The sequence below is a fragment of the Sodalis sp. RH20 genome, from assembly GCF_047324205.1.
Taxonomy (GTDB): Bacteria; Pseudomonadota; Gammaproteobacteria; order Enterobacterales; family Enterobacteriaceae; genus Acerihabitans.
On sequence record NZ_CP178733.1, the window covers coordinates 5,925,109 to 5,950,491 of the forward strand.

Consider the following 25,383-nt stretch of genomic DNA (forward strand, 5'->3'; position numbering starts at 1 on the left):
CAGACGTGTTCAAGGGAGAGCGTGCCAATGGGGTCGAATCGGGCGTGCTTTTCCCGCCCGACCGAGGCCCCATGGCATGCTAGGCCCGCCAACGCCGAACTCAACACAAACGTGTTGAAGGGCGGACGTGCCGGCGGGATTATGGCTTATTGCGGGTCAGCTTTTCCAGATCGGCCTCGATCTCGGCGATCTTATTGGACACCACGCTGTCCAGATGGCGCAGATCTTCCAAAATCTTATGTTTCAAATCCACCTCGGTCTGATCGCGCAGACAAAGCTGATCCAGCTCGTCAATCACATAACGCAGATTAGGGCTGATTTCGTTAATTTCGCGATAGCCCTCGGCGACGTTATCGGAAACCACGGTTTTACGCTGGCGCGGATATTTAAATTTAACGCTCTTGGCAAAAAATTCGCCTTTATCCCGCCGAAAATAAATTTTCAAAATATCGTTATTGGCTTCCTGACGCAGGCTGTATCTGTCGATATCGTCCGGATGATTAACGCCAAGGCTTTTAAGATTATCGTACATAGCGCTACCTCTGGTATGTAATGCCGGGGTTCCGGGATGATTATGACGCCCGCGGGCGCCATAAAATGTGATTAACGGCTAAGATTGCAGCCAGATATCCGGGCGGTTAACGCTTTCGCCACTAAAGATATTAGTCTATCGTACGCAACAGCTCATTGATACCGACCTTGCCGCGGGTCTTGGCGTCGACTTTCTTGACGATAACCGCGCAATACAAACTATAACTCCCGTCCTTTGAGGGCAAATTGCCGGAAACCACCACCGAACCGGCCGGCACGCGACCATAGTGCACCTCGCCGGTCTCACGGTCATAAATCTTGGTGCTCTGGCCGATAAACACGCCCATGGAGATCACCGAACCCTCCTCGACTATCACGCCTTCCACCACTTCCGAACGGGCGCCGATAAAACAGTTATCCTCGATAATAGTGGGATTGGCCTGTAGCGGCTCCAGCACGCCGCCGATACCGACGCCACCCGAGAGATGAACGTTCTTGCCAATCTGCGCGCACGACCCCACCGTCGCCCAGGTATCCACCATGGTGCCTTCATCCACGTAGGCACCGATATTCACATACGAAGGCATCAGCACGGTATTGCGGGCGATAAACGCGCCCTGGCGCACGCTGGCGGGGGGCACGACGCGAAAACCTTCGCGCTGGAAACGGGCGGCGTCGTATTGGGCGAATTTCATCGGCACTTTATCGAAGTAGCGCGTTTCCGCCCCTTCCATAACCTGGTTATCGCTGATGCGAAAAGACAGCAATACCGCTTTTTTCAGCCATTGATGAGTGATCCATTCGCCGTTGATTTTTTCCGCCACGCGCAGTGCGCCGCTGTCCAATTGGCTGATAACGCGCTGGACGGCGTCGATGGTGACGCTGTCGGCCGTGGCCGGCGTAATGTCCGCGCGGCGCTCGAAGGCGTTTTCAATGATCTGTTGTAATTGCTGCATCCTGTCTCAGTCCCGTCTCTTGTCAAATGGATAAATGGGCGCAGCGGACCTGCCGTCCGCGCACGCACCCGTTGTATCATATTTTATCGTTTGGATTGAGCGCCTCTGTCAAGCGCCGTTCCAGTTCCTGCTGTATTTCCGGACTTAATGCGCGCCGATCGCTGCCCGCCAGGATAAATAAGTCCTCAACCCGTTCGCCGATGGTGGAAATCCTGGCGCCGTGCAGCGACACGCCCATATCGACGAACACCTCGCTGACGCGGGCCAGCAGGCCCGGCTGATCCAATGCCGTCAGTTCCAGATAGCTGCGCCTGTCGGAATGGGTCGGCAGGAACACCACCGAGGTGGCGACATTAAAATGCCGCAGCTTCGGCGAAGGACGGCGCACGCGCGGATGCTGATACTTGCCCGGCTGCAGCGTTTGCAGCAGCGCCTGGCCGATAACCTGATGGCGATCCGGCGCCAGGGGGCTGCCGTCCGGCTCCAATACCACAAAGGTATCCATGGCCATGCCGTCGCGGTTGGTAAAGATCTGCGCGTCATGCACGCTCAGGTTGCGCCGGTCCAGCTCGCCGGTCACGGCGGCGAACAAATAGGGACGGTCCTGGTTCCAGATGAAAATTTCGGTGCCGCCGCGGGTGGCCTGCGGGCTTATCAGTACCAGCGGCTCATTGGACCGGTGGCGCAGCAGATGGCGGGCGTGCCACGCCAGCTGATTCGGCGAGTGGCGCAGAAAATAATCCGCGCGGCAACGGCTCCAAATGGCGTGCAGCGCTTCTTCGTCGATGTTCTCCATCCGCAGCAGCGACAGCGCCTGCATCCGGTGGTGGCGGATCCGGGCGCGCATATCCGGCGCGCTTTGCATACCGCGGCGCAGGAGTTTTTCGGTGGCGAAAAACAGCTCGCGCAGCAGGCTCTGCTTCCAGCTGTTCCAGAGGGTTTCATTGGTGGCGCAGATATCCGCCACCGTCAGGCACAGCAGGTAATGCAGCCGGTTTTCGGTTTGCACCTCGGCGGCGAATTCCCGCAGTACGTCCGGATCCTGGATATCCCGCCGTTGCGCCGTGACCGACATGACCAGATGATAACGCACCAGCCAGGAGACCAGTTGGGCTTCGCGGGCGTGCAGGCCGTGCAGCTCGGCAAATTCCAGCGCGTCTTTCGCCCCCAACTGGGAATGATCGCCGCCGCGCCCCTTGGCGATATCATGGAACAGCGCCGCCAGCAGCAGCAGATGCTGGTGCGCCAGGCGCGGGAACAGCTCGACGCATAACGGATGCTGCGGACGCACTTTTTCGTCGGCGAAACTTTCAAGCTTCATCAAGACGCGGATGGTGTGCTCATCCACCGTATAGGCATGGAACAGGTCGAACTGCATCTGCCCGACGATATTGCTCCACTGCGGCATATAAGCCCAAAGCACGCTATGACGGTGCATGGGCAGCAAGGCGTGCCGCACCGCGCCGGGATGGCGCAGGATGGCCAGGAACAACTGCCGCGCCTTGGGGTTGTTGCACAAGGGTTCGGCCAGATGACGGCGGGCGTAGCGCAGCTGGCGCAGCGTGGCGGAATAGATGCCGGTGATCTTCTGGTGCACCACCATCTGGTAGAACATGCGCAGTATGGCTTCCGGCTCGCGCGCGAACAGCGTTTCGTCGCGCAGGTCGATAAGGCTGCCGCGCAGCTGGAAGTCGGCGTCCAGCGGCTGGGGTTTATCGTCCGGCCCCAGGGCCAGGATGGCCTCGTCGAACAGCTGCAGCAGCATCTGGTTCAGCTCGCCGATGCGGCGGGTGACGCGGAAAAAATCCTTCATCATCCGTTCGACCGGCAGATTGCCCTCGCCGCCGTAGTGCAGGATTTGCGCCACGCTTTGCTGGCGGTCGAACAGCAGCCGGTTATCGTACCGGTTCAGCACCAGGTGCAGCGCGAAACGGATGCGCCAGAGAAAACTCTGGCATTCGATAAGTTCATCGCGCTCGGCCTGGGTAAGAAAACCGAAGCCGACCATTTCATCCAGCGACGTGGCGCCGAAATGACGATGGGCCACCCAAAGCAGGGTATGGATATCCCGCAGGCCGCCCGGGCTGCTTTTGATATCCGGCTCCAGGTTATAGCTGGTGCCGTGGTAGCGCTGGTGCCGCTCTTCCTGCTCCGCCAGCTTGGCCGGGAAAAATTCACGGGAAGGCCAGAATTCCTCGCTGAAGATGCTCTTTTGCAATTTCAGGAATAACGCCACATCGCCGCAGATCAGCCGCGACTCGATCAAATTGGTGGCGACGGTCAGGTCCGCCAGCCCTTCCTGCAGGCATTGCTCCAGGGTGCGCACGCTATGGCCGACTTCCAGTTTTAAATCCCACAGCAGCGTCAGCAGCTCGCTGACGGCATGGGCCTGCGTGGCCGAAAGCGGATCCTGGCTCAGCACCAGCACGTCGATATCCGATAAGGGATGCAGCTCCGCGCGGCCATAGCCGCCTACCGCCACCAGCGCCGTTTCCGGCGCCGCGCCGAAGCCGTACAACCGCCACAGCTGGCGCAGCAGCTGATCGATATACAGCGCCCGCGCGTCGATCAGCGTCTCCGCCGACACCCCGGCGTTAAACGCCTCGGCCAGCCAGGTCTGGAAATCATCCAGCCGGCTTTTGAGAAAAGTGCGGTTCAAGGCGTCGTCCGGCCAGGTCAGCGGCGAGGCGGGCTTGGCCGGCAGGACGGCGGTGGCGGCGGGCTTGTCGGCGTACAGCAGGATTTTATCCGGCATAGGAGACCCATGGTAAAGCCGGTAGGTCCGGGGCGGGGCACATCGGCCCCGGACTACCCGCGGGAGGAGAAGACATGGCGCGCGGGACGCCGCCGGCGGGCGGGCGCCGCGCGGTTAACAATCAGGCCGCGTGCGTAATGACCGTCGGCAGCGTATCGTCGCTGCGCAGGGTCATGATTTCACAACCGCTGTCGGTGACCACAATAGTATGTTCGTATTGCGCCGACAAGCTGCGATCCTTGGTCTTTACCGTCCAGCCGTCCTTCATGGTGCGGATGCGGTAGTCGCCGGCGTTGACCATGGGTTCGATGGTAAACGCCATGCCCGGCTGCAGTATCACGCCGCCGTCATCGGCATCGTAGTGCAGGACCTGCGGCTCTTCGTGAAAACCCTCGCCGATGCCGTGCCCGCAATATTCGCGCACCACGGAAAAATTTTCCGCCTCGACAAACTGCTGGATGGCCTTGCCCAGCGTGCGCAGGCGAATGCCGGGCTTCACCATATTGATGGCCAGGTACAGGCTCTCCTTGGTGATGCGGCACAGGCGCTCGCCGAGGATGGTCGGCTTGCCGACGATAAACATTTTCGACGTGTCGCCGTGGAAGCCATCCTTAATGACCGTCACGTCGATATTGATGATATCGCCGTCCTTAAGTATTTTTTCATCCGAGGGAATGCCGTGGCACACGACTTCGTTAACCGAAATGCAGACCGACTTCGGGTAACCGTGATAGCCGAGGCTGGCGGAAATGGCGTGCTGATGAACGGTGATATGCTCATGGCACAGGCGATCGAGCTCGCCGGTGCTGACGCCCGGGACAACATAGGGCTCGATGATTTCCAGCACTTCAGCGGCAAGCCGGCCGGCAACGCGCATTTTGGCGATATCATCGGAATTTTTAATTGGAATGGCCATGAATAGATCCACAGTCGGCGTGAAAGTCGACAAATTATGATTAAGCTTAAGTAGAGGATAATGTTACCAGTCCAGCCATAAGACTGCCAAATTATCATTTGGTGCCGGTGCCGTGACTGAACAAAGAGTGGAGTCCGGGCGCGGATTATGGTATAAAGCGCGCCGACGATCGGCGTAGAGTATTTTGGTCCTATGCGCCGTTCAGATCAACTAAACTCAATTGTGTAATTACACACACGTGTCGGCACATGCGCCGGGGTGCCTTGGCCAGTAAGGCGGGGTCGGTCGTATGGGACACGTGGAGGCATAACCCCAAACTTTAACAAGAGGTTTAATCATGGCTACTGTTTCCATGCGTGACATGCTCAAAGCGGGTGTACATTTCGGTCACCAGACCCGTTACTGGAATCCGAAAATGAAGCCTTTCATCTTCGGTGCGCGTAATAAAGTACACATCATCAACCTTGAGCAGACGGTACCGATGTTCAACGACGCCCTGGCCGAATTGAACAAAATTGCCTCCCGCAAGGGTAAAATTCTGTTTGTCGGCACCAAGCGCGCGGCAAGTGAAGCGGTAAAAGAAGCTGCCAACAGCTGCGATCAGTTCTTCGTGAATCATCGCTGGTTAGGCGGGATGTTGACCAACTGGAAAACGGTTCGTCAGTCCATCAAGCGTTTGAAGGATCTGGAAACCCAGTCCCAGGACGGCACGTTCGAAAAGCTGACCAAAAAAGAGGCGCTGATGCGCACTCGCGAACTGGCCAAGCTGGAAAACAGCCTGGGCGGGATCAAGGATATGGGCGGCCTGCCTGACGCGCTGTTTGTTATCGATGCCGAGCACGAGCACATCGCTATCAAAGAAGCGAACAACCTGGGCATCCCGGTGTTCTCTATCGTTGATACCAACTCCGATCCGGACGGCGTGGACTTCATCATTCCGGGTAACGATGACGCCATCCGCGCCATCAACCTGTACCTGACCGCCGTTGCCACCGCCGTTCGCGAAGGCCGCTCTCAGGACCTGGTTGAACAGGCCGAAGAAAGCTTTGTAGAAACTGAGTAATAAGGCATGCTCTTCATTGAGCCCTTATTAACCAAGTTTTAACTATGTTGGTTAGAGGGCCTGGCTTCAGGCCCTCTTTTTTACCTATCCCCCTCATGGGATAACGAGGAAAAAATAATGGCTGATATTACCGCCGCCCTGGTGAAAGAACTGCGTGAACGCACTGGCGCAGGCATGATGGAATGTAAAAAAGCGCTGGTTGAAGCTCAAGGCGATATCGAGCTGGCTATCGACAATATGCGTAAATCCGGTCAGGCCAAGGCCGCCAAGAAAGCGGGCCGCGTTGCCGCCGAAGGCATCATCCTGACTAAAATCGCCGCCGACGGCAAATACGGCGTTATCGTCGAGCTGAACTGTGAAACCGATTTCGTGGCCAAAGACGGCGGATTCAAAGCCTTCGGCGACGAAGTGATCAGCGCGGCCCTGGCCGAACGCATCACGGATATCGAGACGCTGAAAGCCAAATTTGAAGATCAGCGCGCCGCGATGGTTGCCAAGATCGGCGAAAACATCAATATCCGCCGCGTAGCCGCATTGGCGGGCGACGTGCTGGGTTCTTACCTGCACGGCGCGCGTATCGGCGTTATGGTGGCCGCTACCGGCGCCGACGAAGAACTGGTCAAGCATATTGCCATGCATATCGCCGCCAGCAAGCCTGAATATGTCCATGCCGAAGACGTACCGGCGGACGTGGTGGCCCGTGAGCACCAGATCCAGCTGGATATCGCCATGCAGTCCGGCAAGCCGCGTGAAATCGCCGAGAAAATGGTTGAAGGCCGCATGCGTAAGTTTACCGGCGAAATCTCCCTGACCGGCCAGCATTTCGTGATGGATCCGAGCAAGACCGTGGGCCAGTTGCTCGAAGAGCATAAAGCCACTGTTGCCGACTTCATCCGTTTTGAAGTGGGTGAAGGCATCGAAAAAGCGGAAGTCGACTTCGCCGCCGAAGTTGCCGCCATGAGCAAACAGTCTTAAATTAGAACTCCGGAACCGCCATCAGGCGGTTCCTTTTTATGAGCTGAAATAAAGTCAGGGGACTTTTGCCGCATAAAAACTGCAACGCGCGGTCCAGCAGTCGGATCCGCCCATCTCGTTATCGCTGCTTAGGAACAGAACAAATGGCAACCAATGCAAAACCCGTATACCAGCGTATCCTGCTTAAATTGAGCGGTGAAGCCCTGCAAGGCGCAGAAGGTTTTGGTATCGACGCTAGCGTCCTGGATCGCATGGCCCAGGAAGTGAAGGAGCTGGTCGAGCTGGGCATCCAGGTCGGCGTGGTGATAGGCGGCGGCAATCTGTTTCGCGGCGCGGGACTGGCCCAGGCGGGGATGAATCGCGTGGTCGGCGATCATATGGGCATGCTGGCGACGGTAATGAACGGGCTGGCGATGCGCGACGCGCTGCATCGCGCCTATGTCAACGCCAGGCTGATGTCGGCCATTCCGCTTAACGGCGTGTGCGATAACTACAGCTGGGCCGAGGCCATCAGCCTGCTGCGCAACAACCGCGTGGTCATCTTCTCCGCCGGTACCGGCAATCCTTTCTTCACCACCGACTCCGCCGCCTGCCTGCGCGGCATTGAGATCGAAGCCGACGTGGTGCTGAAAGCCACCAAGGTGGACGGCGTATTTTCCGCCGATCCGGTGAAAAACCCTGATGCTACACTGTATGAACAGCTCAGCTACCAGGACGTCCTGGAGCAGGAGCTGAAAGTGATGGATTTGGCGGCGTTTACCCTGGCGCGGGATCATAATATTCCCATCAGGGTATTCAATATGAACAAACCCGGCGCGCTGCGGCGGGTGGTGATGGGCGAGAAGGAAGGCACGCTCATTACCAAGTAGCATTTGTTCGCCAGGTTACAGTATCATGCCGATTTTACGGCAATAATAGACACGACTGGCTGCGGCTGGTCAGACTATCACGGGCTTGACGTAAGCTTAAGCCCGCCCGGATAACCAGTTTCCAAGGGTTCGCAACGTGATTAATGAAATCCGCAAAGATGCAGAGCAACGCATGGAAAAATGCGTAGAAGCATTCAAAAACCACATCGGCAAAATCCGTACCGGCCGAGCGTCTCCGAGCCTGCTTGATGGTATTCAGATCGAATATTACGGTACGTCCACGCCGCTGCGCCAGCTGGCGAACGTGGTGGCCGAAGATTCACGCACTTTGGCCATTACCGTATTCGATCGCTCCCTGAGCGCCGCGGTGGAAAAAGCCATCATGGCCTCCGACCTGGGCCTGAATCCCTCGTCCGCCGGCACCGTGATCCGCGTTCCGCTGCCGCCGCTGACCGAGGAACGCCGCCGTGATCTGATCAAGATCGTGCGCGCCGAGGCCGAGCAGGGCAGGGTATCGGTGCGCAACGTGCGCCGCGACGCCAACGATAAAGTCAAAGCCATGCTCAAGGATAAAGAAATCAGCGAAGACGAGGATCGCCGTTCGCAGGATGATATCCAGAAGCTGACCGATGCCTTTATCAAGAAGGTCGACAGCGCCCTGGCCGACAAAGAAGCCGAGTTAATGGAAATCTAAGCTAACGGCGCTACGCTGACGTCATGCCGGCCTGCAGGGGCCGGCAGCGCGCCGGCCCGTCAAACACGCCGCGGCGGCCAATCAATTATATTGTTTGTCCGCCGCGGTTTTTTTTGTCGGCAACGTCATAGACAAATGTTGCGCAACGTTCCAGACTACTGTGCCTTCTTTATTTTTAACACGCGGTTGTCCAGAGTACCTCATGAGAAATTTGACGATTCTCGGCTCCACTGGTTCGGTTGGAACCAGCACACTGGCCGTTGTTCAGCAAAATCCGGAAAAGTTCGCCGTGCGCGCCCTGGTGGCCGGACGAAACAGCGCCGTCATGGCCCGACAATGCCTGGCTTTTCGTCCCGCGTATGCCTGTATGGCCGACGAGGCGTCGGCGCGTGAGCTCAAACGCCTCCTGCATGAGGCGGGGAGCGCCACCGAGGTCATGGCGGGGCCGCGGGCCGCCTGCGAACTGGCGGCTCTCGACGGGGTCGATCTGGTGATGGCCGCCATCGTGGGCGCCGCGGGGCTGCCGTCGACCCTGGCGGCAATCCGCGCCGGTAAATCCGTGCTGCTGGCCAATAAAGAGGCGCTGGTGACCTGCGGCAGGCTGTTTATAAACGAGGTTCGCCAGAGCAAAGCGCAACTATTACCGGTGGACAGCGAACATAATGCGATTTTTCAGAGTTTACCCGAACCATTTCAGCGTCAGTTAGGGTACGCTTCCCTGGAGGCGCATGGCGTGTCGAGCATCATCCTCACCGGTTCCGGCGGCCCGTTTCGCACCACGGCCCTGTCTGAACTGGACGCCATGACGCCGGATCAGGCCTGCGCCCACCCCAATTGGTCGATGGGGCGCAAAATCTCCGTTGATTCGGCGACGATGATGAACAAAGGACTGGAGTATATCGAGGCGCGGTGGTTATTCAACGCCTCGGCGGCGCAAATGGAAGTGATTGTGCATCCGCAGTCGGTGATTCATTCCATGGTGCGTTATCGCGACGGCAGCGTGCTGGCGCAGTTGGGTTCGCCGGATATGCGCACCCCCATCGCCCACGCGATGGCCTATCCCGAGCGGGTGGCGGCCGGGGTCGAGGCGCTCGATTTCTACCGCATCGGCGGGCTGACCTTCGAGCGGGCCGATGAAGCGCGCTACCCGTGCCTGCAATTGGCGATAGACGCCTGCGAACGCGGCCAGGCGGCCACCACGACGCTGAATGCCGCCAACGAAATAGCCGTGGCGGCGTTTTTGCAGGGGCGGGTGCGCTTTACCGCCATCGCCCCCCTGGTGCGCGCTACGCTTGAACGGATGGTATTGCCGGAACCGGAGAGCGTGGACGACGTCGTGGCGATTGACGCCGAGGCCAGAAGCGTGGCGGAGCGCGAAATGGCCGCTTTTATGCAGTAAAATCAGCCGGCGCGGGTCGTTGCGTCGGTCGCGGCCTGATTTGTTCCGCCGCTGCTGAAATGATATAGTCAGCGCCAATTGTCTCCAGGATGATGGCTGGCCATAAGAAATCCGGAGTGAGCCGTGTGAGTACACGGCTTTTTTGCGCATTCGGGGCCTACTGTTCCGGAAAGACGGTTGTATTCTTATTGAGGAAATACGTAAGCGTTATGTCGTCCGAAAATCAGCACGAGGCTACTATTCTGTCATCATCCACTCCCCGTCACGTGGCCATCATCATGGATGGCAACGGACGTTGGGCGAAAAGCCGGGGAAGATTACGCATCTTCGGGCATAAAGCGGGGGTGAAGTCAGTCCGTCGCGCGGTCAGTTTTGCCGTCAGCCATCATTTTGATGCTCTGACGCTCTATGCCTTCAGCAGCGAAAATTGGAACCGGCCGACGCAGGAGGTGTCCGCATTGATGGAATTATTCGTCAGGGCATTGGACAGCGAAGTAAAAAGCCTGCATAAACATAACGTTCGTTTACGTATTATCGGCGATACTAGCCGTTTCGGCCTGCGTTTGCAGGAGCGAATCCGCCGCTCAGAGGCCCTGACGCAAAATAACACTGGCTTAACCCTCAATATTGCCGCGAATTATGGCGGCCGTTGGGATATTATTCAGGGCGTGAAGCGACTGGCCGAAGAAGTGCAGGAAGGGATATTGCGTCCCGACCAGATAGATGAGGACGCCCTGTGCCGGCATGTCTGCCTCAATGAACTCGCGCCGGTGGATTTGGTAATTCGCACCGGCGGAGAACATCGCATCAGTAATTTTTTATTATGGCAGATAGCCTATGCCGAACTCTATTTTACCGATGTGCTGTGGCCGGATTTTGACGAAGACGTTTTTGAAGGTGCGCTGAATGCTTTTGCTCAACGTGAGCGGCGCTTCGGAGGAACTACGCCTAATGATGCCAACGCGTCCTAGGGGGGATTTTTGCTGAAGTCTCGCTTGATCACTGCCTTTATTCTGATACCTGTTGTTATCGCCGCGATCTTTTTACTGCCCCCGCTGGGGTTTGCGCTGGTTACGCTCGTTGTCTGCATGCTGGCGGCGTGGGAATGGGGGCAGCTTGCCGGCCTGGCGACCCGAAGCCAGCGCATCTGGCTGGCTATTCTGTGCGGGCTGCTGCTGGCGTTAATGATGTTCACTATTCCGGATTACCATCCGTTCGTCACCGCCACCATGGTGAAATACGCGCTGGGAGCCTCTCTGGCGTGGTGGGCCGCGGCCTTGGTGCTGGTGCTGTTCTATCCGCGCTCCGCCGCGTTCTGGCGCCATTCATGCGCGCTGCGGCTCGTGTTCGGCGTCCTGACCATCATGCCTTTTTTTTGGGGCATGCTCACCCTGCGCCAGTACCACTACGCGGTGAATCATTTTACCGGCGCCTGGTGGCTGCTGTATGTGATGCTGCTGGTGTGGGGGGCCGACTCGGGCGCCTATATTTTCGGGCGCGCGCTGGGCAAGCATAAGCTGGCGCCGAAGGTCTCTCCCGGCAAGACCTGGGAAGGCCTGGCGGGCGGGCTGGTGACCTCGGCCGTCATTTCCTGGCTGTTCGGCAAATACGCCCCGCTGGACGCGCTGCCGCTCAGCCTGCTGCTGTGCTCGGTGATTGCCGCCCTGGCGTCGGTGCTGGGCGATTTAACGGAAAGCATGTTTAAACGCGAGGCCGGTATCAAGGACAGCGGGCACCTGATTCCGGGGCACGGCGGCATCTTGGACCGCATCGATAGCCTGACCGCCGCGGTGCCGGTTTTCGCCTGTTTAATGCTGCTGATTTTTAGAGCTATTTAATCGAGGGGCCAGGAGTTATCATGTTGCACTTTCTCTGGAGTCTCGCCGCATTTATCGTTGCGTTGGGTATATTGATCACCGTGCACGAGTTCGGTCACTTCTGGGTGGCCCGCCGGTGCGGTGTTACGGTGGAGCGATTCTCCATCGGATTCGGCCGCGCGCTGTGGCGTCATCGGGATAAGCGCGGCACCGAGTATGTTATCGCGGCCATCCCCTTGGGGGGCTATGTGAAAATGCTGGACGAACGGGTGGATACCGTCGCCCCCGAACGCCGGCATGAAGCGTTTAACCACAAGAAGGTTTGGCAGCGCGCCGCCATTATCAGCGCCGGCCCCATCGCCAACTTTATTTTTGCGGTGTTTGCCTACTGGCTGGTATTTTTGATCGGCGTGCCGAGTTTTCGTCCGGTAATCGGTGAGGTTACCCCCAATTCTATCGTCGCGCAGGCCGATATTTCGCCCGGCATGGAACTAAAGTCGGTTGACGGTATCGAAACGCCTGACTGGGATTCGGTGCGGCTGGAGCTTATCGGCAAGATTGGCGACGGCCAGACCAGCGTCGGGGTGGCGCCTTTCGGGTCTTCCCATATCGAACGGAAGATACTCGATCTGCGCGGGTGGGATTTTGAACCGGATAAGCAGGATCCTATCATCGCGTTGGGGATTATTCCCCGGGGTCCGCAGATAGAACCGGTGCTCGCCGAGGTGCAAAATGCATCGGCGGCGGCAAAAGCCGGTTTGCAAGCGGGCGACAGGATCGTTAAAGTCGATGGTCAGCCTATCGGCCGCTGGCAGAATTTCGTCATGCGGGTGCGGGATAATCCCGGCAAGCCGCTGGCCCTGGAAATCGACCGACAGGGTGAAAGCCTGCCGGTGACGTTGGTGCCCGACGAGAAGTCGGTAGGTAAAGGCGAAGTGGAAGGCTTCGCGGGCGTGGTGCCGAAAGTGACGCCCCTGCCCGAGGAATACAAAACGATACGCCAGTACGGCCTGTTTCCCGCGTTTTATCAGGCTGGCGAAAAAACCTGGCAACTGATGAAATTGACGGTCAGTATGCTAGGCAAACTGGTCACGGGAGATGTTAAGCTGAACAACCTGAGCGGGCCGATATCAATAGCCCAAGGCGCGGGGATGTCAGCGGAATATGGTTTGATCTACTACCTGATGTTCCTGGCGCTTATCAGCGTCAACCTGGGTATCATCAACCTGTTCCCGTTACCGGTGTTAGATGGTGGTCACTTGCTCTTCCTGGCGATAGAAAAGCTTAAGGGGGGGCCGGTTTCCGAACGAGTGCAGGATTTCAGTTATCGTATCGGCTCGATTTTGCTGGTGCTGTTAATGGGCCTTGCTCTTTTCAATGATTTCTCCCGGCTCTAGCGCCGGGGATTATGTTAGGAAGAACGCATAACCACGATGGCGATGAAAAAGTTGCTCATAGCGTCGCTGCTTCTTAGCAGCGCCACCGTATACGGTGCAGACGGGTTCGTAGTGAAGGACATTCATTTCGAAGGACTGCAACGGGTCGCCGTCGGTGCGGCGTTACTCAGTATGCCGGTACGTGTCGGAGACACGGCCAGTGATGAAGATATCGGCAATACTATCCGCGCCTTATTTGCCACCGGGAACTTCGAGGATGTCCGGGTGCTGCGTGATGGAGACACACTGCTCGTTCAGGTCAAGGAACGTCCCACTATTGCCAGTATCACCTTCTCCGGCAACAAGGCGGTGAAGGAGGATATGCTCAAGCAGAATCTCGAGGCTTCCGGCGTGCGCGTCGGCGAGGCGTTGGACCGCACCACGATTTCCAACATCGAGAAAGGGCTGGAGGATTTCTACTACAGCGTCGGTAAATACAGCGCGTCGGTGAAAGCCGTGGTCACGCCGCTGCCGCGTAACCGGGTAGATTTAAAACTGGTCTTTACCGAGGGCGTTTCCGCCAAGATCCAGCAAATCAACATTGTCGGCAATCATGCCTTCACCACCGACGAACTGGTTTCGCGCTTCCAGCTGCGCGATGAAGTGCCGTGGTGGAACGTGGTCGGCGATCGTAAATACCAGAAGCAGAAACTGGCGGGCGATCTCGAGACCCTGCGCAGCTTCTACCTTGACCGGGGCTATGCCCGCTTTAATATCGACTCGACCCAGGTGAGCCTGACGCCGGACAAAAAGGGTATCTATATCACCCTGAATATCACCGAAGGCGCGCAGTACACCCTGTCGGGCACCGTGGTCAACGGCAACCTGGCCGGCCACTCCGCCGAGATCGACGCCCTGTCGCGCGTTAAGCCGGGCGAGCTGTACAGCGGCGCGAAAGTCACCAAGATGGAAAACGACATCAAGCAGCTGCTGGGCCGTTATGGTTATGCCTATCCGCGCGTGGTGACGCAACCGGAAATCAACGACGCCGACAAAACCGTCAAACTCCATGTCAATGTGGACGCGGGCAACCGTTTTTACGTCAGGCACGTGAAGTTCGAAGGCAACGATATCACCAAAGACGTGGTGTTGCGGCGCGAAATGCGCCAGATGGAAGGCGCCTGGCTTGGCAGCAACTTGGTGGATCAGGGCAAGGAGCGCCTGAACCGCCTGGGCTACTTTGAAACGGTTGACGTGGACACGCAGCGTGTTCCCGGCACCGATGATATGGTGGACGTGACGTACAAGGTGAAGGAGCGCAACACCGGCAGCATCAACTTCGGCGTGGGCTTCGGCACCGAGAGCGGCGTCAGCTTCCAGTTCGGCATCCAGCAGGACAACTGGCTGGGCACCGGTAATTCCGTTGGTTTCAGCGGCACCAAGAACGATTACCAGACCTATGCCGAACTTTCGCTGACCGACCCGTACTTTACGGTGGACGGCGTCAGTCTCGGCGGGCGCATTTTCTACAATAACTTCGACGCCGATAACGCCGACCTGTCGGATTACACCAACAGGAGCTATGGCTTAGGCACCACGCTCGGTTTCCCGATCAGTGAAACCAGTGCGCTGCGCCTGGGCGTGGATTATGTCCATAACGATCTGTCGAATATGTATCCGCAGATTGCCATGTGGCGTTACCTGGAATCCACCGGTTTCCAACCCAAGGTCGTGGCGGGCGAGAAGAAAGACAACGACGCTGATTTCAGCGCCAATGATTTCTTCCTGACCACCGGCTGGAATTACAGCAACCTGGATCGGGGCTATTTCCCTACATCGGGTACCAGCGCCAGCCTGACCGGCAAGGTCACCGTGCCGGGTTCGGATAACGAATACTACAAGGTGACTTTCGATACCACCAGCTATGTGCCGCTGACCGACTCCGGCAGCTGGGTGCTGATGGGCCGTGGGCGCGCGGGTTACGCCGATGGCATCGGCAGCAAGGAAATGCCGTTCTACGATAACTTCTACGCCGGCGGTTCTAGCACCGTGCGTGGTTTCCGGTCCAATACCATCGGGCCGAAAGCGGCGTATTATAAGTGCGGCGGCGGCGAGTCGTCGCTTGGCGATTGCCCGCTGGATAAATCCAGCGATGCGGTGGGCGGCAACGCCATGGCGCTGTTGAGCGCCGAGCTTATCGTGCCGACGCCGTTTATCAGCCCGAAATACGCCAACTCGGTACGTACCTCGCTGTTCGTGGACAGCGGCACCGTCTGGGACACCGCGTGGGAAAACACCGCGCAGACCCGGCAATACAACGTACCTGACTACAGTAATCCGGGTAATATCCGCATTTCCAGCGGTTTTGCCCTGCAGTGGATGTCTCCGCTCGGGCCGTTGGTATTCTCTTATGCCCAGCCGGTCAAGAAGTACGATGGCGATAAGGCGGAGCAGTTCCAGTTTAATATCGGTAAAACGTGGTAACATTGCGTCGATTCACAGCGCAGGCACCATGCAAGGCAGCGAACGGAGCCTGAATGACATGACCGGCGGCCATGCCGCCGGTTTGGGTGTTAGTTCCTGCCGCGTTGAAATGTTTTCAAACTTAAATGTAGTGTTAAGGAGTTTATAGTGAAAAAGTGGTTGTATGCCGCGGGCCTCGGATTAGCATTGGCTGCCTCAGCCAGCGTGCAAGCTGCTGATAAAATTGCTGTTGTCAATATTGCCAATATCTTTCAGCAGTCTCCTCAGCGCGCTGTTGTCGCTAAACAACTCGAAAATGAGTTCAAGGGCCGGGCAACCGACCTGCAAGCGCAGGAACGTGATCTGCAGACCAAAATGCAGCGCCTGCAACGTGACGGCTCTACCATGAAAGCCGCCGATCGCAGCCGTCTGGAGAAGGAAGTCATGGCGCAACGTGAAGACTTCTCCGGCAAGGCGCAGGCCTTTGAACAGGACAATCGTCGCCGTCAGGGTGAAGAACGCAATAAAATCCTGAGCCGTATTCAGGATGCGGTGAAAGCCGTCGCCAGCAAACAAGGTTATGACATCGTTATCGATGCCAACGCCGTGGCGTATGCCGGTTCTGCCAATGACATTACGGCTGATGTGTTAAAACAGGTTAAATAAGTCATGCCATCAATTCGACTTGCTGATTTAGCGCAGCAGTTGGATGCACAATTGCACGGTGATGGCTCTCTTGTCATCACCGGCATTGCTTCCATGGGCTCCGCCAAGGCGGACCAGATTACGTTTCTGGCTGATAGCCGTTTTCGTGAAAAACTTGCTTCCTGCCAGGCCGGCGCGATCGTTCTTACCGAAGCCGACCTGCCCTTTTGCCACAGCGCCGCGCTGGTGGTTAAAAATCCCTACCTGACCTATGCGCATATGGCGCAATTGCTAAATACCACGCCCGCCGCCGCACAGGATATCGCCCCCAGCGCGGTCATTGCAGCCGACGCGCAGCTTGGCAGCCAGGTGGCCGTCGGGGCCAACGCGGTCATTGAATCCGGCGTGATCCTGGGCGATAACGTGGTTATCGGTCCGGGCTGCTTTATCGGTAAAAATACGGTCATCGGCGCGGGCACCCAGCTGTGGGCCAACGTCACCGTTTATCATGAAGTGCGCATCGGCGAAAAATGCCTGATCCAGTCGGGCACCGTTATCGGCGCCGATGGTTTCGGTTATGCCAACGATCGCGGCAACTGGATTAAGATTCCCCAACTGGGCACGGTTGAAATTGGCGATCGGGTTGAAATTGGCGCCTGCACCACCATCGATCGCGGCGCGCTGGATAACACTATTATCGGCAATGGCGTCATCATTGATAACCAGTGCCAGATTGCACATAACGTCATAATTGGCGACAATACCGCGGTTGCGGGCGGCGTTATTATGGCCGGCAGCCTGCGAATAGGCCGCTATTGCATGATTGGCGGCGCCAGCGTCATCAACGGCCATATGGAAATATGCGACAAAGTGACCATCACCGGCATGGGAATGGTGATGAGACCTATCACTGAACCTGGCGTATACTCCTCGGGTATTCCGCTGCAACCCAATAAAGTGTGGCGCAAGACCGCAGCGTTAGTAATGAATATCAACGAGATCAGCAAGCGGTTGAAAGCTATCGAGCGAAACCTGGCAAAAAACTAATCGCCTTCGCCAGATAGTGATAATTATGCGCGTTCAGGCACTTAAAGCCTGGCAAGACATTTTTTATTTGCGGCCTGCTAAATTGTCCTGTGTGGGATTGTTGCAGGCCGTGTTGTTAATGCCATCGTTTTTTCAGACAGGAAGAGTATTTTGACTAATGACACTCATGCTCATACTCTGCAGATAGAAGAGATATTAGAACTATTGCCGCACCGTTTCCCTTTTTTGCTGGTGGACCGGGTGCTGGATTTTGAAAAAGGGAAATTCCTGCGTGCGGTGAAAAATGTTTCTTTTAACGAGCCGTTTTTTCAGGGACATTTCCCCGGCAAACCCATCTTCCCCGGTGTGCTAATCCTGGAAGCGATGGCGCAGGCAACGGGTATCCTGGCTTTTAAGAGCGTCGGTAAGCTGGAGCCGGGTGAGCTATACTATTTTGCAGCGGTGGATCACGCGCGCTTTAAACGCCCGGTGCAACCAGGCGACCAAATGATCCTTGAAGTCGAATTCATTAAAGAGCGCCGCGGAGTTGCTCGTTTCCAGGGGGTTGCCAAGGTGGACGGCGAGATCGCTTGCGAAGCGTCAATGATGTGCGCCCGTCGTCGGGAGTCCTGAAAACGTGATTGATCAATCCGCCTTTATCCATCCCAGTGCCATAGTTGAAGACGGCGCCATCATTCATGCCGGTGTACAGATCGGGCCGTTTTGCTTTATCGGCCCGCAGGTCGAGATTGGCGCCCGCACGGTGCTGAAATCCCATATCGTCATCAACGGCATTACCAAGATCGGTGAAGATAACCTGATCTACCAGTTCGCCTCCATCGGCGAAGTGAACCAGGATCTGAAGTACGCCGGCGAACCCACCCGTGTTGAAATCGGCGATCGCAACAGCATCCGCGAAAGCGTGACCGTGCATCGCGGCACCGCCCAGGGCGGGGAAGTGACCCGCATCGGCAGCGATAATCTACTGATGATCAATACCCATATCGCTCACGATTGCGTTATCGGCGATCGCTGTATCCTGGCCAATAACGCCACCCTGGGCGGCCATGTCTCGGTGGGCGATTACGCCATTATCGGCGGCCTGACCGCTGTGCATCAGTTTTGCAGCATCGGCGCCCATGTTATGGTCGGCGGCTGCTCGGGCGTGGCCCAGGACGTGCCGCCGTTTGTCATCGCCCAGGGCAATCACGCCACGCCGTTCGGCATTAATATCGAAGGGCTTAAGCGCCGCGGTTTCGATAAGGAAGCCCAACACGCCATTCGCGCCGCGTATAAGCTTATCTATCGCAGCGGCAAGACCCTGGATGAAGTAAAACCCGAACTCGACGCCATGGCGGTCCAGCATCCGGTGATTTCCGCCTTTACCGATTTCCTGGCCCGTTCGCAACGGGGTATTATCCGCTGAACATGCAGGCTTGCGCGGTGGTAATCGGCTTGGTAGCCGGCGAAGCATCGGGGGATGTCCTTGGCGCCGGCTTGATCCGCGCGCTGCGCCGGCATCTGCCCGACGCCCGTTTTGTCGGCGTCGCCGGCCCGCGTATGCAGGCCGAAGGCTGCGAAGCGTGGTACGAGATGGAAGAGCTGGCGGTGATGGGCATCGTCGAGGTGATAGGGCGGCTGCCGCGGCTGCTGCACATCCGTCGCGACCTGACCCGGCGTTTCACCGCGCTGCGCCCGGCGGTGTTTGTCGGCATCGACGCGCCGGATTTTAATATCACCCTCGAAGGCCGGCTCAAGCGGCGCGGTATCCGCACCATTCATTACGTGAGTCCGTCGGTATGGGCCTGGCGCCAGAAGCGGGTATTTAAAATCGGCAGGGCCACCGACAACGTACTGGCATTCCTGCCGTTTGAGAAAGCCTTTTACGACCGGTATAACGTTCCCTGCCAGTTTATCGGCCACACCCTGGCCGACGCCATGCCCCTCGATCCGGATAAAGCGGCCGCCCGGCAACATTTGGGCATTGCCCAGGATGCCCGCTGCCTGGCCCTGCTGCCCGGCAGCCGCGGCGCGGAAGTCGAGATGCTCAGCGCCGATTTCCTCCATGCCGCCCAGCTGCTTAGCACCCAATATCCCGGACTCGATATCCTGGTGCCGCTGGTCAATGCCCGCCGCCGCGCGCAGTTCGACGCCATTAAAGCGCGGGTAGCGCCGGATCTTCAGGTGCATCTGCTCGACGGGCAGGCGCGCGAGGCGATGGTGGCCAGCGACGCGGCCCTGCTGGCCTCCGGCACCGCCGCCCTTGAATGCATGCTGGCCAAATGCCCCATGGTGGTGGGCTACCGCATGAAACCTTTCACCTACTGGCTGGCGCGGCGCCTGGTGAAGACGCCCTATGTCTCGCTGCCCAACCTGCTGGCCGGGCGCGAGCTGGTGCAGGAACTGCTGCAGGAAGACTGCGTGCCGGAAAAATTGGCCTCGGCGCTGGCGCCCTTGTTAAAAAAGAGTGTCGATAGCCAGGTGCTTAAAGAGACTTTTCGCGATTTGCACCAGCAAATTCGCTGTAACGCCGACGAGCAGGCCGCCCAGGCGGTGCTGCAACTCATCGCGCAGCCTGCGCGTTCACGGTAGCTATCATGATGGAATTGTTTGTTTATCCGCAGGCCGCCTGTATCGCAGGCGTTGACGAAGTCGGCCGCGGGCCGCTGGTCGGCGCGGTGGTGACCGCGGCGGTGATCCTCGATCCCCGGCGGCCGATAGCCGGCCTGGCGGATTCCAAAAAACTCAGCGCCAAACGCCGCGAATCGCTGTATGACGAAATCACCGATAAGGCCCTGGCCTGGTGCCTGGGACGCGCCGAAGCCGAGGAAATCGACCGGTTGAATATCTTCCATGCCACCTTGCTGGCGATGCAGCGCGCGGTCCAGGGGCTGCATATCCCGCCGGACTTTGTTTTAATAGACGGCAATCGCTGCCCGCTGTTGTCCATGCCGTCGCTGGCGGTGGTCAAAGGCGATAGCCGGGTGGCGGAAATCAGCGCGGCCTCCATCGTGGCAAAAGTGTCGCGGGACCGGGAGATGGCGGTGCTGGATCTGGAGTTTCCCGAATATGGTTTTGCGCAGCATAAAGGCTATCCGACGGCGTTCCATTTGGAAAAACTGGCGCTGCTGGGCGCCACGGTGCATCATCGCCGCAGCTTCGCGCCGGTAAAACGGGTACTGGGGCTGGTCTAAAAGGCCGGTATCCCGGTGGATTTCGGGTCTTCACCACAAAAAATCAACTTTTGGTAGCAGGATAATGGCCGAACCACGTTTTATTCACCTTCGCGTTCATAGCGACTACTCGATGATCGACGGGTTGGCTAAAATCGGCCCGCTGGTTAAAAAAACGGCGGCGCTGAATATGCCCGCCCTGGCCATTACCGATTTCATGAACCTGTGCGGCCTGGTGAAATTCTACGGCAGCGCGCACGGGGCCGGGATCAAGCCTATCGTCGGGGCGGATGTCCTGGTGCAGAGCGATATGCTCGGCGAGGAAATGGCGGAACTGACTATTCTGGCGGCCGATAACGTCGGTTATCAACACCTCACGCTGCTGATTTCCGAGGCCTACCAGCGCGGCTACGGCGCGGCGGGTCCGATAATCGATCGGGACTGGCTGATAAAGCATAACGAAGGGCTGCTGCTGCTCTCCGGCGGTCGCAAAGGCGACGTCGGCAAGTTCCTGATGCGCGGCAATATGCCGCAGGTTGACCAATGCCTGGCGTTTTATCAACGGTATTTTCCCGATCGTTATTATCTTGAACTGACCCGTACCGGCCGCGCGGATGAAGAAAGCTACCTGCATGCCGCGGTCGCCATCGCCATCGAGCGCGGGCTGCCGGTGGTGGCCACCAACGATGTGCGTTTTATCGGCGAAGGCGATTTTGACGCCCACGAAATCCGCGTGGCGATCCATGACGGCTTTACCCTGGACGATCCGAAACGGCCGCGCAATTACAGCCCGCAGCAGTTTATGCGCAGCGAAGAACAAATGTGCGAGCTGTTCGCCGATTTGCCGGAAGCGCTGCAAAACAGCGTTGAGATTGCCAAGCGCTGCAACGTCACCATCCGGCTGGGGGAATATTTCCTGCCGCAGTTCCCCACCGGCGACATGACCACCGAGGATTTCCTGGTGGCCCGCTCCCGCGAGGGGCTGGAGGAACGGCTGGCCTTCCTGTTCCCGGACGAGCAGGAACGCAGCGTCAAGCGTGCGCCTTATGATGAACGCCTGGAAATCGAGCTGAAGGTGATCAACCAGATGGGATTTCCCGGCTACTTTCTGATCGTGATGGAATTTATTCAGTGGTCGAAGGATAACGGCGTGCCGGTGGGGCCTGGGCGCGGGTCGGGCGCGGGTTCGCTGGTGGCCTACTCATTAAAAATCACCGATCTCGATCCGCTGGCGTTCGATCTGCTGTTTGAACGGTTCCTCAACCCGGAACGCGTCTCGATGCCCGACTTCGACGTGGATTTCTGCATGGAGAAGCGCGACCTGGTTATCGACCACGTGGCCGAGACCTACGGCCGCGAGGCGGTATCGCAGATCATCACCTTTGGTACCATGGCGGCGAAGGCGGTGATCCGCGACGTCGGCCGGGTACTGGGCCATCCTTATGGTTTTGTCGATCGCATCTCCAAGCTGGTGCCGCCCGACCCGGGCATGACGCTGGAAAAGGCCTTTGCCGCCGAGCCGCAGCTGCAGGCGATCTACGACGCCGATGAAGAAGTCCGGGCGCTTATCGACATGGCGCGCAAGCTCGAAGGCGTCACCCGCAACGCCGGCAAACATGCGGGCGGGGTGGTTATCGCCCCCACCCGGATAACCGACTTCGCCCCGCTCTATTGCGACGCCGAGGGTAATCACCCGGTCACGCAATTTGATAAAAACGATGTGGAATATACCGGGCTGGTGAAGTTCGACTTCCTGGGGCTGCGTACCCTGACCATCATCAACTGGGCGCTGGAGATGATTAACGCCCGCCGCGCCAGGCACGGCCTGGCGCCGGTGGATATCGCGGCGATCCCGCTCGAGGATAAAAAAAGCTTCGATATGCTGCAGCGTTCGGAAACCACCGCGGTATTCCAGCTAGAATCCCGCGGCATGAAGGATCTGATCAAGCGCCTGCAGCCCGACTGCTTCGAAGATATGATCGCCCTGGTGGCGCTGTTCCGTCCCGGTCCGCTGCAATCCGGCATGGTGGATAACTTTATCGACCGTAAACACGGGCGCGAGGCTATTTCATATCCGGATATCCAATGGCAGCATGAATCCCTGAGCACGGTACTGGAGCCGACCTACGGCATTATCCTCTACCAGGAACAGGTGATGCAGATAGCCCAGGTGCTTTCGGGCTATACCCTGGGCGGCGCGGATATGTTGCGCCGCGCCATGGGCAAAAAGAAACTCGAGGAGATGGAAAAGCAGCGTTCCATCTTCAAGGAAGGGGCGGAAAAAAACGGTATCGACGGCGAACTGTCGATGAAAATCTTCGATCTGGTGGAGAAATTCGCCGGTTATGGGTTTAATAAATCCCACTCCGCCGCGTATGCCCTGGTCTCGTATCAGACCCTGTGGCTGAAGGCGCACTATCCGGCCGAGTTCATGGCGGCGGTGATGACCGCCGATATGGACAATACCGAAAAAGTGGTCGGCCTGGTGGACGAGTGCTGGCGCATGGGCCTGAAGGTCTTGCCGCCGGATATCAACAGCGGGCAGTATCATTTCCATGTCAATGACGAAGGCGAAATCGTTTACGGCATCGGGGCTATCAAAGGCGTGGGCGAGGGCCCGATCGAAGCGATTATCGATGCCCGCAACCAGGACGGCCATTTTAAAGAGCTGTTTGATCTTTGCGCCCGCACCGATATCAAAAAGCTTAATCGCCGCATGCTGGAAAAACTGATTATGTCCGGGGCGTTCGACCGCCTTGGGCCGCACCGCGCCGCGTTAATGAATTCCCTTAACGATGCGCTTAAGGCGGCGGACCAGCACGCCAAGGCGGAAGCCATCGGCCAGGGCGATATGTTCGGCGTGCTGGCCGACGCGCCCGAGGCGGTGGAGGCATCCTATAGCACCGTGCCGCCCTGGCCGGAACATGTGGTGCTGGACGGCGAGCGCGAAACCCTGGGGCTGTACCTGACCGGCCATCCCATTACGCGTTATCTGCGCGAAATCGAGCGTTATGCCGGCGGCCTGCGCCTGAAGGACATGCATCCCACCGATCGCGGCAAGATGATTACCGCGGTGGGCCTGGTGCTTTCCGCCCGCATTATGGTGACCAAACGGGGTAACCGCATCGGGGTCTTGACCCTCGACGACAGGTCCGGTCGCCTCGACGTGATGTTGTTCACGGATGCGTTGGAAAAATACCAGCATTTGCTGGAAAAAGACCGTATCCTGATCGCATCTGGACAGGTCAGCTTTGATGACTTCAACGGGGGTCTTAAAATGACCGCCCGTGAACTGATGGATATCAGCGAAGCACGTGAAAAATATGCCCGGGGTCTTGCTATCTCGCTGACTGACAGGCAAATTGATGACCAGCTTTTAAACCGTCTCCGCCAATCGTTGGAACCACACCGATCCGGGACGATTCCAGTGCATCTTTATTATCAACGCGAAGATGCTCGCGCCAGGTTGCGATTTGGCGCGACATGGCGTGTCACGCCGACCGACCGGTTGCTGAATGATTTGCGTACCCTGGTAGGCAACGAACAGGTAGAACTGGAATTTGACTAATATAGGAATACTATGAGTCTGAATTTTCTTGATTTTGAACAGCCGATTGCAGAGCTGGAAGCGAAAATTGACTCGCTGACCGCAGTCAGCCGTCAAGACGAAAAATTAGATATTAATCTGGATGAAGAGGTGCAGCGGCTGCGTGAAAAAAGCGTAGAGCTGACCCGTAAAATTTTCTCCGATCTGGGGGCCTGGCAAATAGCCCAGCTGGCCCGTCATCCCCGCAGGCCTTATACGCTGGATTACGTCCAGCATATTTTCACCGACTTTGATGAGCTGGCGGGCGATCGCGCCTATGCCGACGATAAAGCGATTGTCGGCGGCATGGCCCGCCTCGACGGCCGGCCGGTGATGATCATCGGCCATCAAAAGGGCCGGGAAACCAAAGAAAAAATCCGCCGCAACTTCGGCATGCCCGCGCCGGAAGGCTATCGCAAGGCCCTGCGGCTGATGGAAATGGCCGATCGTTTTAACCTGCCGCTGCTGACCTTTATCGATACCCCAGGCGCCTATCCGGGCGTCGGCGCCGAGGAGCGTGGCCAGTCCGAGGCCATTGCCCACAACCTGCGCGAAATGCCGGGGCTGCGGGTACCGGTGGTCTGCACCGTTATCGGCGAGGGCGGCTCCGGCGGCGCACTCGCCATCGGCGTGGGCGATAAGGTCAATATGCTGCAGTACAGCACCTACTCGGTGATTTCACCGGAAGGCTGCGCGTCCATCCTGTGGAAAAGCGCCGACAAGGCGCCGATTGCCGCCGAGGCGATGGGCATCGTCGCGCCGCGTCTGAAGGAACTGGAGCTTATCGACAGCATAGTTCCCGAGCCGCTGGGCGGCGCGCATCGCGATGTGCTGGCTATTGCGGCGTCATTAAAAGCGCAGTTGCTCTCCGACCTGGACGAGCTGGACAGAATGAGCGAAGAAGAGCTGCTGAACCGCCGTTATCAGCGGCTGATGAATTACGGCTACTGCTGATACCCACCCGGCCGCGCCGGCATGCGCTGCCGGCACCGCGCGGTCGATCACGGCCAAACACCCCGCCAGCGTGCGCTCGCGGGGTGTTTTTTCATGGGCCGCGCGCAACCGCCGGCGTTTGCGGCCATGGCCGTGACGAAGTCATCTATGCTTATTGGGCGGCGTAGTATTGCCAGGGAAGTTTT

Annotated in this window: 21 protein-coding genes; 17 read left to right on the forward strand and 4 right to left on the reverse strand. The window is 57.9% G+C overall.

The genetic code is table 11. From position 1 onward, the window contains the following. Positions 1 to 139: 139 nt before the first annotated feature. From ACL2XM_RS27080 to map, 4 genes are all read right to left on the reverse strand, one after another. Entirely contained in the window at positions 140 to 532 is a 393-nt protein-coding gene (locus ACL2XM_RS27080; RefSeq protein WP_410013710.1) for a DUF3461 family protein, read from the reverse strand. Positions 533 to 662: 130 nt separating this feature from the next. Further along, on the reverse strand, positions 663 to 1,487 hold the full coding sequence (gene dapD, locus ACL2XM_RS27085) for a 2,3,4,5-tetrahydropyridine-2,6-dicarboxylate N-succinyltransferase (RefSeq protein WP_410013711.1): 825 nt from the start codon (positions 1,485 to 1,487) through the stop codon (positions 663 to 665). A 76-nt stretch (positions 1,488 to 1,563) separates the two neighbouring features. Then, a complete protein-coding gene (gene glnD / locus ACL2XM_RS27090; RefSeq protein ID WP_410013712.1) occupies positions 1,564 to 4,242 on the reverse strand; it encodes a bifunctional uridylyltransferase/uridylyl-removing protein GlnD in 2,679 nt (892 codons plus the stop codon). Positions 4,243 to 4,363: 121 nt separating this feature from the next. Beyond that, positions 4,364 to 5,158 carry a type I methionyl aminopeptidase gene (gene map, locus ACL2XM_RS27095; protein ID WP_410013713.1) on the reverse strand — a complete coding sequence of 265 codons (795 nt, stop codon included), beginning with the start codon at positions 5,156 to 5,158 and terminating at the stop codon, positions 4,364 to 4,366. Positions 5,159 to 5,495: 337 nt separating this feature from the next. Here map and rpsB point away from each other — a divergent pair, with 337 nt between their 5' ends. The 17 genes from rpsB to accA all read left to right on the forward strand — a co-directional run bounded on the left by rpsB (position 5,496) and on the right by accA (position 25,198). Then, positions 5,496 to 6,221, forward strand: coding sequence for a 30S ribosomal protein S2 (gene rpsB / locus ACL2XM_RS27100; RefSeq protein ID WP_410013714.1), 726 nt, complete (start codon positions 5,496 to 5,498; stop codon positions 6,219 to 6,221). A 117-nt stretch (positions 6,222 to 6,338) separates the two neighbouring features. Continuing rightward, positions 6,339 to 7,196: a translation elongation factor Ts gene (gene tsf / locus ACL2XM_RS27105; RefSeq protein WP_410013715.1), complete on the forward strand. Its 858-nt coding sequence runs from the start codon at positions 6,339 to 6,341 to the stop codon at positions 7,194 to 7,196. A gap of 143 nt (positions 7,197 to 7,339) precedes the next feature. Beyond that, positions 7,340 to 8,065 carry a UMP kinase gene (gene pyrH, locus ACL2XM_RS27110; protein ID WP_410013716.1) on the forward strand — a complete coding sequence of 242 codons (726 nt, stop codon included), beginning with the start codon at positions 7,340 to 7,342 and terminating at the stop codon, positions 8,063 to 8,065. A 136-nt stretch (positions 8,066 to 8,201) separates the two neighbouring features. Continuing rightward, positions 8,202 to 8,759 carry a ribosome recycling factor gene (frr, locus tag ACL2XM_RS27115; RefSeq protein ID WP_410013717.1) on the forward strand — a complete coding sequence of 186 codons (558 nt, stop codon included), beginning with the start codon at positions 8,202 to 8,204 and terminating at the stop codon, positions 8,757 to 8,759. A gap of 202 nt (positions 8,760 to 8,961) precedes the next feature. After that, positions 8,962 to 10,158 (forward strand): 1-deoxy-D-xylulose-5-phosphate reductoisomerase, encoded by a 1,197-nt coding sequence (gene ispC, locus ACL2XM_RS27120; protein WP_410013718.1) that lies wholly within the window; start codon positions 8,962 to 8,964, stop codon positions 10,156 to 10,158. 209 nt (positions 10,159 to 10,367) lie between these two features. Further along, the gene (gene ispU / locus ACL2XM_RS27125) at positions 10,368 to 11,129 is read left to right on the forward strand and encodes a (2E,6E)-farnesyl-diphosphate-specific ditrans,polycis-undecaprenyl-diphosphate synthase (RefSeq protein ID WP_410013719.1); all 762 of its coding nucleotides are present in this window, start codon (positions 10,368 to 10,370) and stop codon (positions 11,127 to 11,129) included. A gap of 9 nt (positions 11,130 to 11,138) precedes the next feature. After that, positions 11,139 to 11,996: a phosphatidate cytidylyltransferase gene (gene cdsA, locus ACL2XM_RS27130; RefSeq protein WP_410013720.1), complete on the forward strand. Its 858-nt coding sequence runs from the start codon at positions 11,139 to 11,141 to the stop codon at positions 11,994 to 11,996. A gap of 20 nt (positions 11,997 to 12,016) precedes the next feature. Further along, positions 12,017 to 13,372, forward strand: a complete 1,356-nt coding sequence (gene rseP, locus ACL2XM_RS27135; protein WP_410013721.1) for a sigma E protease regulator RseP — start codon at positions 12,017 to 12,019, stop codon at positions 13,370 to 13,372. A 36-nt stretch (positions 13,373 to 13,408) separates the two neighbouring features. Next, positions 13,409 to 15,835, forward strand: a complete 2,427-nt coding sequence (bamA, locus tag ACL2XM_RS27140; RefSeq protein WP_410013722.1) for an outer membrane protein assembly factor BamA — start codon at positions 13,409 to 13,411, stop codon at positions 15,833 to 15,835. Between the two features lie 147 nt (positions 15,836 to 15,982). Beyond that, complete coding sequence (gene skp / locus ACL2XM_RS27145) at positions 15,983 to 16,480, forward strand: molecular chaperone Skp (protein ID WP_410013723.1); 498 nt, start codon at positions 15,983 to 15,985, stop codon at positions 16,478 to 16,480. Positions 16,481 to 16,483: 3 nt separating this feature from the next. Beyond that, entirely contained in the window at positions 16,484 to 17,506 is a 1,023-nt protein-coding gene (gene lpxD, locus ACL2XM_RS27150; RefSeq protein WP_410013724.1) for a UDP-3-O-(3-hydroxymyristoyl)glucosamine N-acyltransferase, read from the forward strand. Between the two features lie 150 nt (positions 17,507 to 17,656). Next, the gene (gene fabZ, locus ACL2XM_RS27155) at positions 17,657 to 18,118 is read left to right on the forward strand and encodes a 3-hydroxyacyl-ACP dehydratase FabZ (RefSeq protein WP_331119968.1); all 462 of its coding nucleotides are present in this window, start codon (positions 17,657 to 17,659) and stop codon (positions 18,116 to 18,118) included. 4 nt (positions 18,119 to 18,122) lie between these two features. Next, positions 18,123 to 18,911 (forward strand): acyl-ACP--UDP-N-acetylglucosamine O-acyltransferase, encoded by a 789-nt coding sequence (lpxA, locus tag ACL2XM_RS27160; RefSeq protein WP_410013725.1) that lies wholly within the window; start codon positions 18,123 to 18,125, stop codon positions 18,909 to 18,911. 2 nt (positions 18,912 to 18,913) lie between these two features. Beyond that, positions 18,914 to 20,077: a lipid-A-disaccharide synthase gene (gene lpxB, locus ACL2XM_RS27165; protein ID WP_413729534.1), complete on the forward strand. Its 1,164-nt coding sequence runs from the start codon at positions 18,914 to 18,916 to the stop codon at positions 20,075 to 20,077. Positions 20,078 to 20,082: 5 nt separating this feature from the next. After that, positions 20,083 to 20,679, forward strand: a complete 597-nt coding sequence (gene rnhB / locus ACL2XM_RS27170; RefSeq protein WP_410013727.1) for a ribonuclease HII — start codon at positions 20,083 to 20,085, stop codon at positions 20,677 to 20,679. Between the two features lie 64 nt (positions 20,680 to 20,743). Continuing rightward, positions 20,744 to 24,226 carry a DNA polymerase III subunit alpha gene (dnaE, locus tag ACL2XM_RS27175; RefSeq protein ID WP_413727753.1) on the forward strand — a complete coding sequence of 1,161 codons (3,483 nt, stop codon included), beginning with the start codon at positions 20,744 to 20,746 and terminating at the stop codon, positions 24,224 to 24,226. A gap of 12 nt (positions 24,227 to 24,238) precedes the next feature. Then, positions 24,239 to 25,198 carry an acetyl-CoA carboxylase carboxyl transferase subunit alpha gene (accA, locus tag ACL2XM_RS27180; RefSeq protein ID WP_410013729.1) on the forward strand — a complete coding sequence of 320 codons (960 nt, stop codon included), beginning with the start codon at positions 24,239 to 24,241 and terminating at the stop codon, positions 25,196 to 25,198. Positions 25,199 to 25,383 lie beyond the last annotated feature (185 nt).

Coding starts and splice junctions, on each gene's coding strand:
- tsf (WP_410013715.1), top strand. CDS start 6,339: ATGGCTGATATTACCGCCGCCCTGGTGAAAGAACTGCGTGAACGCACT.
- lpxB (WP_413729534.1), top strand. CDS start 18,914: ATGCAGGCTTGCGCGGTGGTAATCGGCTTGGTAGCCGGCGAAGCATCG.
- accA (WP_410013729.1), top strand. CDS start 24,239: ATGAGTCTGAATTTTCTTGATTTTGAACAGCCGATTGCAGAGCTGGAA.
- map (WP_410013713.1), bottom strand. CDS start 5,158: ATGGCCATTCCAATTAAAAATTCCGATGATATCGCCAAAATGCGCGTT.
- ispU (WP_410013719.1), top strand. CDS start 10,368: ATGTCGTCCGAAAATCAGCACGAGGCTACTATTCTGTCATCATCCACT.
- rnhB (WP_410013727.1), top strand. CDS start 20,083: ATGATGGAATTGTTTGTTTATCCGCAGGCCGCCTGTATCGCAGGCGTT.
- pyrH (WP_410013716.1), top strand. CDS start 7,340: ATGGCAACCAATGCAAAACCCGTATACCAGCGTATCCTGCTTAAATTG.
- ispC (WP_410013718.1), top strand. CDS start 8,962: ATGAGAAATTTGACGATTCTCGGCTCCACTGGTTCGGTTGGAACCAGC.
- glnD (WP_410013712.1), bottom strand. CDS start 4,242: ATGCCGGATAAAATCCTGCTGTACGCCGACAAGCCCGCCGCCACCGCC.
- rpsB (WP_410013714.1), top strand. CDS start 5,496: ATGGCTACTGTTTCCATGCGTGACATGCTCAAAGCGGGTGTACATTTC.
- dapD (WP_410013711.1), bottom strand. CDS start 1,487: ATGCAGCAATTACAACAGATCATTGAAAACGCCTTCGAGCGCCGCGCG.
- lpxD (WP_410013724.1), top strand. CDS start 16,484: ATGCCATCAATTCGACTTGCTGATTTAGCGCAGCAGTTGGATGCACAA.
- ACL2XM_RS27080 (WP_410013710.1), bottom strand. CDS start 532: ATGTACGATAATCTTAAAAGCCTTGGCGTTAATCATCCGGACGATATC.
- rseP (WP_410013721.1), top strand. CDS start 12,017: ATGTTGCACTTTCTCTGGAGTCTCGCCGCATTTATCGTTGCGTTGGGT.
- dnaE (WP_413727753.1), top strand. CDS start 20,744: ATGGCCGAACCACGTTTTATTCACCTTCGCGTTCATAGCGACTACTCG.
- bamA (WP_410013722.1), top strand. CDS start 13,409: ATGGCGATGAAAAAGTTGCTCATAGCGTCGCTGCTTCTTAGCAGCGCC.